The following is a 12,334-nucleotide window of genomic DNA, read 5'->3' on the forward strand; positions in this document are numbered from 1 at the left end:
CGAGTGGTGGGGCGAAGACCTTTTGGTTACTTTTGGGGCGTTTGCCAAAAGTGACCCGCTGTAAGAGCGGAACCGATCTCAGCCATCACCCAAATAACGGATATACACCCAATCACTGTTTACCGCCAGACGAAGTCTGACCATCCCAACCCCCACCCAACGCCGCGATCAACTGCACACTCGCCACCAACCGCGTCTGCAACAGCGTCAACACCGTCCGCTCGTTACTCAACGCCGTAGCCTGCACCGTTACCACATCCAGATACGCAATCAACCCGGCTTTATACTGGTTCTCGGTCAACCGCAGCGACTCCCGAGCCGCGTCCAGCGCTTCATTGCTGACCACCGCCTCATCCTCCAGCACTTTCAACTGCACCATATAGTTTTCAACCTCGCGAAAACCATCCAGCACCGTCTGCCGATACTTGGCCACCGTCTCGTCGTAACTCGCCTCGGACCGATCCACCTCAGCCGATCGCTGCCCGCCGTCAAACAAGGTCATCGCCAACTTCGGCCCCACCGACCAAAACCGGTTCGGCAAACTGACCCAGTTCGCATAGGTACTGCTCGAATACCCACCCGCCAAGCTCAAGCTCAAATCCGGATAATAGGCCGCCTTGGCCACCCCGATATTCGCATTTGCCGCAATCACCGAACGCTCAGCCGAAGCAATATCCGGACGACGCTCCAGCAACTGCGACGGCAAAGTCAGCGGAATCTGCGGCAGCGCCGGAATATCCTTGCTCACCGCCAAATTGAAATTAGCCGGCGCCTCGCCGATCAACACGGCGATGGCGTTCTCCAGCTGTGCACGCTGCCAGATCAAATCAATCAGGCTCGCCTGGGTTGTCTTGAACTGAGTCTGCGCTTGGGCAATCGCGTCTTTCCCGGAAACACCTGCCCGGTACTGGTTTTCGGTCATTTGCAGCGAACGTTTATAGGTGTCGAGCGTGGCCTGCAGCAGACGCGTCTGTTCGTCCATGACGCGCAGTTGCAAATAGTCCTGCACCAATTCCGATTGCTGACTCAAACGCATCGCCGCCAAATCCGCCGAACTGGCTTCGGCCGTGGCTTCATTGGCTTCCAGGCCCCGGCGCAACTTGCCCCACACATCCGCTTCCCAACTCACGCCCAACTGCGCGTTAAGGGTGTCGCGGATACCACTGCTGGAACTGCTGAGGCTCGCGCTGCTGCTGCCGGTGCCCTGGCTGGCGCGGGTTTTCCCGACGCTCAAGTCAAGCGTGGGGAAAAACGCTCCCCGGGCACTGCGTACCTGGGACTGGGCCTGGCGAAAACGCGCCTCGGCCTGGGCCACGGTCTGGTTGGCGGTGTTGAGGCGCGTCACCAAGTCATTGAGTTGACGATCGCCATACAGCTCCCACCAGGCGCCACGGGCCAGGGAGTCGCTCGGTTTCGCCTGCGTCCAGCCCTGGGCTTCCTTGAACTGCGCAGGTTCGACGACCTCCGGGCGCTTGTAATCCGGGCCGATGGCGCAGGCGCCGAGCAGTGCGCCGCACAGCACCATGGTTACCGCCCTCACCCCCTGACTGAAACCCGAACTGTGGCGAGGACGCTTGCTCCCTCGCCACATGGAGCTTGCATTGGCGTTTGTTGAGTCAGTCATAGCGAAGTGTCCAGGGCAGCATCGGTACGCACGCCGCGCCAGGCGTTGAAGCGGTGGCGCGCGCGGTCGAGATAAAGGTAAACCACCGGGGTGGTGTAAAGGGTCAGGATCTGGCTGAACACCAGGCCGCCGATGATCGTCAGGCCCAGCGGCTTGCGCATTTCCGCACCGTCGCCGGCGCCGAGCAGCAAGGGCAAGGCGCCAAGGATGGCGGCAAGCGTGGTCATCAGGATCGGGCGCAAGCGCAACAGGCATGCGCTGCGGATCGATTCCAGCGGGCTCATGCCGCCATGCCGTTCCAGTTGCAGCGCCAGGTCGATCATCAGGATCGCGTTTTTCTTCACCACGCCGATCAGCAGGAACAGCCCCAACAGGGAAATCAGGCTGAATTCACCGCCCAACAGGTAGATCGACAGCAACGCGCCGACACCCGCCGAAGGCAAGGTCGACAGGATGGTCAGCGGGTGAATATAGCTTTCATACAAGATGCCCAGCACCAGGTACACCGCCACCAACGCGCCGAGGATCATGAACGGTTGGCCCTTCTGGGTCGCGGCGAATGCATCGGCGGTGCCGGCCATCTTGGCGATCACGTCTTCCGGCAAACCGACCTTGGCAATCGCCCGCTCGATGGCGGCCGTGCCCTGCTCCACCGTCACTCCCGGCGCCATGTCGAAGGCGATGTTTTCCGAGGCGAACTGGCCTTCGTGGCTGACGCGGTCGTCCGCCAGGCTGTTCTCATAGTGGGCAATGGTCGACAACGGCACCCGCGCGCCGGTGGAGGTGATCACCTGCATCTGGTTCAGGGTAATCGGGTCCTGGGCGTATTTCGGATTGACCTCCATCACCACCTGATACTGGTTGAGGCTGTCGTAGATGGTGGAAATCTGCCGCTGGCTGTAGGCGTTGTTCAACACCGCCGTGACCATGCTCATGTCGATGCCCAGGCGCTTGGCCTGATCGCGATCCACCACCAGCGTCACCTGCGCTGCGCCACGGCCTTCGCGTGCGTCGATGGCGGTCAGCTCCGGCAGTTCGCGCAAGGCGGCGACCACTTTCGGATACCACAGACGCAACGCGCTCAAATCGCCACTTTGCAGGATGTAGGAATACTGCGCGCTGGTCTGGTCACGGCTGCCGCCGAATTGCAGGTCCTGGTCGGCCATCAGGAACAAACGGCCGCCCGGCACCAGCGGCACGTCTTTGCGCAGGCGCTCGATCACCGCCTGCGCCGAGATTTTGCGCTCGGCGATAGGCTTGAGGCGCACCAGCATCACCGCGTTGTTGGTGCCGTTGTTGCCGCCGATAAAACCGGCCACGCTAAGCACCGCCGGGTCTTTGAGCACGGCCTCGCGGAAGGTCTCCATCTTCGGCTGCATCACATTGAACGACAGCCCGTCGTCGCCGCGCACAAAGCCGATCAACTGGCCGGTGTCCTGCTGCGGCATAAAGGTTTTCGGCACCACCACGTACAACGCAACGTTCACGCCGACGGTCACGAACAGGCTGAGCAAGGTCAGCCGACGGTGACGCAGCACCCAGTCGAGGCTGGTGGCGTAGATGGCGACCATGCGGTCGTTGACCTTTTGGCTCCAGCGCTGCAAACCGGTCATCTGGCCCTTGATGTGCGGCTTGAGCCAGCGCGCGCACAGCATCGGGGTCAAGGTCAGCGACACAATCAACGAAACAATGATCGCCGCCGACAAGGTGATGGAAAACTCGCGGAACAGGCTGGTAACAATGCCGCCCATAAACAAAATGGATAGGAACACCGCCACCAGCGACACGTTCATCGACAGCAAGGTAAAACCGACTTCCTCGGCGCCCAGGTACGCGGCCTTCATCGGCGGCACGCCGTCATCGATATGCCGGGAAATGTTCTCCAGCACCACAATGGCGTCGTCCACCACCAAACCGGTGGCGAGGATTAGTGCCATCAGCGAGAAGTTGTTCAACGAAAAACCGAACAGGTACATCACCGCAAAGGTGCCGACCAGCGACACCGGCACCGCCAGCGTCGGGATCAACGAGGCGCGGAAATTACCCAGGAACAGGTACACCACCAGCACCACCAGGGCCACGGCAATCAGCAGGGTCATCTCGGCTTCATGCAAGGTCGCGGTGATCACCGGCGAGCGGTCCATCGCCAGGTTGAGCTTGACGCTGGAGGGCAGCACCGCCTGCAACGCCGGCAATTGCGCCTTGATCTGGCGCACCGTCTCGATAATGTTGGCACCGGACTGGCGGTTGATCACCAGCAATACGGCGGAGTCATTGTTGAAGAAGCCACTGTTGTAGCGGTCTTCCACACCGTCGCTGATCTTCGCCACATCACCCAAGCGCAGGGCTGCGCCGTTCTGGTAGCGAATCAGCAGCGGCTCGTAATCCTTGGCCTTTTCCAGTTGGTCATTGGCCTGGATCTGCCAATTGCGCTCGGCATCCTCCAGTGAGCCTTTGGGTCGCCGCTGGTTGGCGTTGGCGATGGTGTTGCGCACATCGTCCAGGGCTACGCCGTACTGGTCGAGGGCCTTGGGCTCCAGCTCGATACGCACCGCCGGCAAGGAGCTGCCGCCGATCTGCACTTCGCCCACGCCCGGCACCTGGGACAGGCTTTGCGAGAGGATGGTGGACGCCAGGTCGTACAGCTCGCCCTTCTGCAACACGTCGGAGGTCAGCGACAGCACCATGATCGGCGCCTGGGAGGGGTTGATCTTTTTGTAGGTGGGCATGCTGCGCATGCCGCTCGGCAGCAGGTTGCGCGAGGCATTGATCGCCGCCTGCACTTCCCGCGCCGCGCCGTTGATATCCCGGTCGGAATCGAACGCCAGAATCACGCGGGTCGAACCCTGACTCGACGAACTGCTCATGGTGGTAATGCCGGCAATCGCGCCGAACGAACGCTCCAGCGGCGTGGCCACGGTAGACGCCATCACCTCGGGGCTGGCGCCCGCCAGGCTGGCCGACACCACGATCACCGGGAAGTCGATCTGCGGCAACGGCGACACTGGCAGCAAGTTGAAGCTGACGCCGCCGAGCAACATGATCGCCAGGCTCAGCAGCATGGTCGCTACCGGCCGGCGAATAAAAGGTCCGGACAGGTTCATGACTCAACCGACTCCAGGCTTTGCGGCTCTTTGCGCCAGCGACGGCCCAGGCGATCGAAGTACAGGTAGATCACCGGCGTGGTGAACAGGGTCAATACCTGGCTCACCAGCAAACCGCCGACCATCACCAGGCCCAGTGGCTGACGCAATTCAGCGCCGGAACCGCTGGCCAGCATCAACGGCACCGCACCGAACAGCGCGGCCAGCGTGGTCATCAGGATCGGCCGGAAGCGCAACAGCGCCGCCTGGTAAATCGCCGTCTGCGGGTCGAGGCCCTGATTACGTTCGGCGTCGAGGGCGAAGTCGATCATCATGATCGCGTTCTTTTTCACGATACCGATCAGCAGGATAATGCCGATGATCGCGATCATGCCCAGGTCATTGCCGCTGAGCAGCAACGCCAGCAAGGCCCCCACCGCCGCCGACGGCAAGGTCGAGAGAATGGTGATCGGGTGAATGTAGCTCTCGTACAGCACACCCAGCACGATGTACATGGTGACCACCGCCGCCAGAATCAGCAGCAAGGTGCTCGACAACGACGCCTCAAATGCCTGCGCCGCGCCCTGGAACTGGGTTTGCACGCCAACCGGCATGCCGATGTCTTTCTGGGTCTGGTTGATCAGCTCCACGCCCTTGCCCAGCGCCACGCCGGGGGCCAGGTTGAACGACATCATCACCGCCGGGAACTGGCCGATGTGCGCAATCGCCAACTGCGCCTGACGTTGCTCCACACGGGCCAGGCTCGACAGCCGCACCTGGCCGCCGTCGGTGGTTTTCACATAAATCTGGTTCAGCGCGGCCGGGCCGAGGGTTTCACCGGATTGGGCCTGCAATACCACGCGGTACTGGCTGGCTTGGGTATAAATCGTGGAAATCTGCCGCTGGCCGAAGGCGTCGTACAGCGCATCGGTGATGTTCGACACGCTGACGCCCAGGCGCGAGGCCGCATCGCGGTCGATCACCAAGTACACCTGCAGGCCTTTGTCCTGCAGGTCGCTGGCGACGTCGGTAAGTTCCGGCAACTGGCTCAGGGCGTGCACCAGCTTGTCACTCCACAGCGCCAACAGCTCGGCGTCGGGCGACGACATGCTGAACTGGTACTGCGTGCGGCTGACGCGGTCTTCGATGGTCAGGTCTTGCACCGGCTGCATGAACAGGCGAATGCCCACCAGCTTGTCGATTTCCGGCTGCAAGCGGGTGATGATTTGCGCTGCGCTCAAGTCGCGCTGGCCGTGGGGCTTGAGGTTGATCAGAAAACGGCCGCTGTTGAGGGTCGCGTTATCACCGTCCACACCAATGTAGGACGACAGGCTTTCCACCGCCGGGTCGGCGAGGATGACCTTGGCCAACTCCTGCTGGCGCTGGCTCATGGCCGCAAAGGAAATCGACTGCGGCGCCTCGGAAATACCCTGAATAACACCGGTGTCCTGCACCGGGAAGAAGCCCTTGGGCACCACCAGATACAGCACCACGGTCAGGCCGAGGGTGGCGATGGCCACCAGCAACGTCAGCGGCTGATGCTTGAGTACCCACTGCAACTTGCGACCGTAGGCTTCGATCAGCCAATCAATCCAGGCACCGCTGGCCTTGTAGAAACGGCCTTGTTCTTCCGGTTTCGGCTCGCGCTTGAGCAAACGCGCGCACATCATCGGCGTCAGGGTCAGGGACACCACCAGGGAAATCAGAATTGCCACCGCCAGGGTAATCGCAAATTCGCGGAACAAGCGCCCCACCACGTCCGCCATGAACAACAGCGGGATCAGCACCGCAATCAGCGACACGGTCAGGGAAATCAGGGTAAAGCCGATTTGCTTGGCGCCCTTGAGCGCCGCCACCATCGGCGTTTCGCCCTCCTCGATATAACGCGAGATGTTCTCCAGCATCACGATGGCATCGTCCACCACAAAGCCAGTGGCGATGGTCAGGGCCATCAGCGTGAGGTTATTCACGGAGAAACCGGCCAGGTACATCACGCCAAAGGTGCCAATCAGCGACAACGGCACGGCGATAGACGGAATAATCGTGGCGCTGAAACGGCGCAGGAACAGGAAAGTCACCATCACCACCAGGGCAATGGCGATAAGCAATTCGTGTTGCACATCGGTGACCGAGGCGCGGATGGTCTGGGTGCGGTCGGTAAGCACGGTCACGTCGAGGCCGGCCGGCAGGTTATCGGTGATGCTCGGCAGCAAGGCCTTGATGCGGTCGACCACCTCAATCACGTTGGCGCCCGGCTGGCGCTGGATATTCAGCAGCACGGCCTGGTTTTCATTGGCCCAGGCGGCGAGGCGCTCGTTTTCGGCGCCATCGACAATTTGAGCGACGTCTTTAAGGCGCAACGGCGCGCCGTTTTTATAGGCCAGGATCAGCTCGGCGTATTGCTCGGGCGAGACCAACTGGTCGTTGGCGTCGAGCATCGACACGCGGGTCGGGCCGTCGAAGTTGCCCTTGGGCTGGTTGACGTTGGACGCGGCGATCAAGGTGCGCACGTCGGACAGGTTCAAGCTGTTCGCCGCCAGAGCCTCGGGGTTGACCTTGATGCGCACGGCCTGGCGCTGGCCGCCGGCGATGCTGACCATGCCGACGCCGCTGATCTGCGCAATTTTTTGCGCCATGCGCGTGTCGACCAAGTCGTTCAGCTTGGGCAGCAGCATGGTCTTGGAGGTAATCGCCAGGGTCAGCACCGGGGTATCCGCCGGGTTGACCTTGTTGTACACCGGCGGCGCCGGCAAATCCTTGGGCAGCAGGTTGGTGGCGGCGTTGATCGCGGCCTGCACCTGTTGCTCGGCGACATCCATGTTGATGTCGAGGTTGAAACGCAGGGTCAATACCGATGCGCCGCCGGAGCTGGTGGAGGCCATTTGCGTAAGGCCGGGCATTTGCCCGAACTGGCGCTCCAGCGGCGCGGTGACCGCACTGGTCATCACGTCCGGGCTGGCGCCGGGATACAGCGTCATCACCCGGATAGTCGGGTAATCCACCTGTGGCAAGGCCGAAACCGGCAACAGGCGGTAAGAAATGATACCGGCCAGAACAATGGCCAGCATGCTCAGCGTGGTGGCAACCGGGCGAAGGATAAACAGTCGCGACAGGTTCATGAACCGACCTTTTGCGCCTTGCCGGCGTCAGCGCCGGTCTCCCCTTTCGATGCAGGCTTGCCTTGCAAGTGTCCGGTCGGGGTGGTCGGTACTGCGCTGCTGTCGTTCACCACTTCAATTTCGCTGCCGTCTTTCAGGCGGTCGGTGCCTTCCAATACCACGCGGTCGCCGGCAACCAGGCCTTCCTTGATCACCGTGTTGTCGCCATCGGTGTCACCTACTACCAGCGGCTGCACCTTGACCTTTTTGTCGCCATCGAGCTTGTAGACGAAGGTGCCGTTGTTGCCGTACTGGATAGCGGCGGACGGCGCCAGCACGACGTTGTGCAGGGTGTCGGCGAGCAGGTGCACATTGACGAACTGGTTGGGAAACAGCGCCTGGTCCTTGTTATCGAAGCGGCCCTTGAATTTCAGGGTGCCGGTGGTGACGTCGATCTGGTTGTCGAGGCTTTGCAGCACACCGACCGCCTGCTTTTTCACGTCGCCACGGTCCCAGGCTTCCACGGGCAATTTGTTGCCGGCGTGGTAACGGCTGAGGACGGTGTCCAGGGTGTTTTCCGGCAGGGTGAAGACCACGCTGATTGGCTGGGTCTGAGTGATCACCGCAAGGAACGTGGTGTCATTGGCGGCCACCAGGTTGCCCACGTCGACCTGACGCAAGCCGACACGGCCGCCGATGGGCGCGCGGATCTTGGTAAATTCGAGGTTGAGCTTGGCGTCATCCACCGCGCCCTGGTTGGTCTTGACGGTGCCCTGGTATTGCAGGACCAGCGCTTCGGCGGTGTCCAGGGTTTGCTTGGCGATACTGTCCTGGGCATACAGGCCGCGATAACGCTGCACGTCAACCTGGGCGTTTTTCAACTGGGCCTGGTTTTGCAACAGCGTGCCCTGGGCCTGGAGCAAGGCGTTCTGGTAGCTGCGCGGGTCAATTTCTGCCAGCAGGTCGCCGGCCTTGACCATCTGCCCCTCTTCAAAGGCAATCTTCACCAGCTCGCCGCCCACCCGGCTGCGCACATTAATAGTGTTGAGTGCCGTAACCGTGCCCAACGCCTTGTAGTACACCGGGAACTCACCCAACACCGTCGGCGCTACACGCACCGGGATCGGGCCGGTGGCCCCTCCGAAGCCCGGGCGCGTCATCCCCGACTTGCTGGCATGCTGCCCGGCGGGTTTCTTCGCGTCAGCATCCTTGTGGGTGCCAGGCCAGAATTTCCAGCACAAGCCGGCGATAACCAGCAGTACCAGCAGGCCAAACAGCCAGCGACGGGAATTACGGGGGGAGGATTGCATGGAGTGATCAACCATTGGGCGCGAGAGCTTCTTCTTTGGGAGGCTGAAAGATAAGCACTGGGGCGCATTAAGAAAAGCGCCTTTACCGGCAATTTACCTTGGGCTTACAACTTTTAACTTCTGACCTAAGTCCGCTCGCTATTTCGCTAAGCGTTTGAGCAACCAATAAAAACGGCCTGGACTAGGCCAGGCCGCAATCATGCATCACACGTGTTACTGCCAAACGACAGTAATGCGTTGAAACAGTTACTTCAAAACAGCCAGGGCTGCTTCGTAGTTAGGCTCTTGGCCGATTTCGCTGACCAGTTCGCTGTGCAACACGTGGTTGTTCTCGTCCAGTACCACAACGGCACGGGCGGTCAGGGCACGCAGCGGGCCTTCGGTGATCGACACGCCGTAGTCAACAGCGAAACCCGGGTCGCGGAAATCCGACAGGCTTTTCACGTTTTCCAGGCCTTCGGCGCCGCAGAAGCGTGCCTGGGCAAACGGCAGGTCGCTGGAGATGCACAGCACCACCGCATTGTTCAGCTCGTTGGCCTGGGCGTTGAACTTGCGCACCGAGGTGGCGCAGGTTGGGGTGTCAACGCTTGGGAAGATGTTCAGCACTTTGCGCTTGCCGGCGAAAGTGGCCAGGGTTGCGTCCGACAGATCGCCGGCGGTCAAGGTGAAGTCTGGAGCCTGGGTACCGGTTTGCGGCAGCTCGCCTTCAACCTTGATTGGGTTGCCACGGAGGGTAACTTGAGCCATGAACAGAATCCTTATGCTGGGTTTATTGAAACGAATTCGAGAGGCCGAAGTTAACCACAAACTGCCGTGGCTACCTATCCTCGCGCGCAAATTGTCATGCCAGCGGCCTATTCAGAGCGGCTATGGTTTAATTGCGCGCTTTTCGCCCCCGCTCGAGGAAACCGCCGTTGATGAATCAGCCCGCCACCCAAGTCCTGGTCATCGGTTACGTCTGGCCGGAGCCCCGCTCCTCCGCGGCTGGCGGGCACATGATGCAGATATTGCAAAGTTTTCTGGACCAGGGCTGGCACATCACCTTCAGCAGCCCGGCCACCGTCGGCGAGCACAAGGCAGACTTGGCGGCACTGGGGATCGCTGAATGCGCAATCGAGCTCAATAGCAGCAGTTTCGATGACTTTATCCGGGAACTGGCCCCGGATATCGTGTTGTTCGACCGTTTCATGATGGAAGAACAGTTCGGCTGGCGTGTAGAAAAATGCTGCCCCAATGCCCTGCGCGTGCTGGAAACCTCCGACCTGCAAAGCCTGCGCGACGCACGTCACCAGCGTTTCAAGGACCACCTCAAGGCTCATCCTGACAGCGACGACTTCACCGCGCTGTTTAACCCGGCGCTTGAAGAAGAATTCCTGCTGATGGCCGACACTGACCTGGCCAAGCGAGAGATTGCGGCGATTTACCGCTGTGATATCAGCCTGATGATTTCCGACGTGGAAATGCGCCTGCTCACCGAGCAGTTCCACGTGCCGGCTGCCCTGCTCCATTGGTGCCCGTTGATGCTCGCGCCGCCAGGCGAGCCGTTCACACGGTATGAAGACCGCGCGCATTTCCTGAGCATCGGCAATTTCCGTCATGCGCCAAACTGGGACGCGGTGCTGTGGATGAAGAACAGCCTGTGGCCGTTGATCCGCCAGCAATTGCCGGGGGCGCAGCTGCATATCTACGGTTCCTACACCCCACCCAAGGCCACCGCGCTGCACAATGCCGCGCAAGGTTTTCACGTGATGAACTGGGCCGAAGACGCGCTGCAAGTGATGTCGGCCGCGCGTATCTGCCTGGCGCCCCTGCGCTTTGGCGCCGGGATCAAGGGCAAACTGGCGGATGCGATGCTGTGTGGCACGCCGAACATCACCACGCCCATCGGCGCCGAGGCCATGGGCGATAAGCAGCCATGGCCGGGCGTGATCGAAAATTCCGCCGCCGCCCTGGCTGCCGCTGCCGTGGCGCTGTATCTGGACCGCGAGCGCTGGACCCAGGCCCAGGAAGACGGCCGCCAGTTGCTCGCCCGTCGCTACGCTTACGCCATTCACGGCCCTGCGCTGGTGGACTGCCTGGAACGTTGCCGCAGCGACCTGGATGCCCATCGCCGCCGCAACTTCACCGGCGGCATGTTGCGCCACCATGCGCATAAAAGTACGCAGTACATGTCGCAGTGGATCGAGGCAAAAAACCGCGTGGTTTAAACACCGCCGCTGGCGAGGTTGCGCGCAAGGGGGCATTATCCCTTGCAGCAACCACAATAAAGCGACGGCAGCATGACCCGAGCAACGCGAATCACCGACCCTTCCTACGAGCTGATGGACGACCATAACGGCCTGTCCATCATCTATCGTCAGCACGGCTTCCCCTGCCCTTTGGTGCGCTGGCATTTCCACAAGGAATACGAGCTGCACCTGATCGTTGCCAGCTCCGGCAAGGTGTTTATCGGCGACTACATCGGCAACTTCTACCCGGAAAGCCTGTTCCTCACCGGCCCCAACCTGCCCCACAACTGGATCAGCCAGGTGGAGGAAGACGAGGTGGTGCCCAAGCGCGACATGTTGGTGAACTTCACCGATGAGTTGTTCGAGGGCGGCAGCCAGATTTTTACTGAACTCAAGACACTGGCGCCGTTGCTGGAGCGGGCGCAGTACGGGATCGAGTTTCGCTGCAAACGCACGATTGCTCAGGCGATGACCTTGATGCAACGCATTGAGGACGCCCAGGGCATGGCGCGGCTGGGGCACTTCTTTATTTTGCTGGAAGTGCTCAGTGCGTGTGAGGACTATCAATTGCTGTCGGGCGTGACCACACCGCAGCTGGCGGATGAACACAGTATTGATCGGACTAACCGGGCGGTGGATTACATCTTTGCGCATTACGCGCGGGAGTTGTCGCTAGAGGAAGTGGCGGAGTATTTGGGGATGAAACCTACCTACTTTTCGCGGGTATTCAAGCAGGCGACCGGGCGTACGTTTATCGAGTTTGTTAATCGGCTGCGGATCAGCAAGTCGTGCGAGTTGCTGGCCGACGGCGATAAGGCGGTGACAGATGTGTGTTTCGAGTCAGGCTTTAACAACATCTCCAACTTCAACCGACGCTTCCAGCAGCTCAAGGGCATGACCCCCTCACATTATCGCCGCCTGGCGGTACAGCGTTTGACCGAGCAGAATTTGGCCTAGGTGTACGCCCGCCATGCCCACTCATGCACAGCGG

Annotated in this window: 7 protein-coding genes; 2 read left to right on the plus strand and 5 right to left on the minus strand. The window is 60.9% G+C overall.

The annotated features are described in order from the left end of the window. Positions 1-112: 112 nt before the first annotated feature. The 5 genes from Q7C20_RS22935 to tpx form a co-directional block, all read right to left on the minus strand. On the minus strand, positions 113-1,624 hold the full coding sequence (locus Q7C20_RS22935; protein WP_375070462.1) for an efflux transporter outer membrane subunit: 1,512 nt from the start codon (positions 1,622-1,624) through the stop codon (positions 113-115). After that, positions 1,621-4,728, minus strand: a complete 3,108-nt coding sequence (locus Q7C20_RS22940; RefSeq protein ID WP_375070464.1) for an efflux RND transporter permease subunit — start codon at positions 4,726-4,728, stop codon at positions 1,621-1,623. Before Q7C20_RS22940 ends, Q7C20_RS22935 begins: the two co-directional genes overlap by 4 nt. Then, on the minus strand, positions 4,725-7,826 hold the full coding sequence (locus tag Q7C20_RS22945; protein ID WP_375070466.1) for an MdtB/MuxB family multidrug efflux RND transporter permease subunit: 3,102 nt from the start codon (positions 7,824-7,826) through the stop codon (positions 4,725-4,727). The genes Q7C20_RS22940 and Q7C20_RS22945 overlap by 4 nt, the downstream gene beginning before the upstream one ends. Then, on the minus strand, positions 7,823-9,130 hold the full coding sequence (locus Q7C20_RS22950) for an MdtA/MuxA family multidrug efflux RND transporter periplasmic adaptor subunit (protein ID WP_375070468.1): 1,308 nt from the start codon (positions 9,128-9,130) through the stop codon (positions 7,823-7,825). Before Q7C20_RS22950 ends, Q7C20_RS22945 begins: the two co-directional genes overlap by 4 nt. 231 nt (positions 9,131-9,361) lie before the next feature. Then, positions 9,362-9,862 (minus strand): thiol peroxidase, encoded by a 501-nt coding sequence (gene tpx, locus Q7C20_RS22955; protein WP_348059635.1) that lies wholly within the window; start codon positions 9,860-9,862, stop codon positions 9,362-9,364. 170 nt (positions 9,863-10,032) lie between these two features. Here tpx and Q7C20_RS22960 point away from each other — a divergent pair, with 170 nt between their 5' ends. Both Q7C20_RS22960 and Q7C20_RS22965 read left to right on the plus strand, forming a co-directional pair. Continuing rightward, entirely contained in the window at positions 10,033-11,322 is a 1,290-nt protein-coding gene (locus Q7C20_RS22960) for a glycosyltransferase (protein WP_375070471.1), read from the plus strand. 72 nt (positions 11,323-11,394) lie between these two features. After that, entirely contained in the window at positions 11,395-12,300 is a 906-nt protein-coding gene (locus tag Q7C20_RS22965) for an AraC family transcriptional regulator (RefSeq protein WP_348059639.1), read from the plus strand. Positions 12,301-12,334: the final 34 nt, after the last annotated feature.

It is taken from the genome of Pseudomonas sp. AMR01, assembly GCF_041946035.1.
Taxonomy (GTDB): Bacteria; Pseudomonadota; Gammaproteobacteria; order Pseudomonadales; family Pseudomonadaceae; genus Aquipseudomonas; species Aquipseudomonas antarctica_B.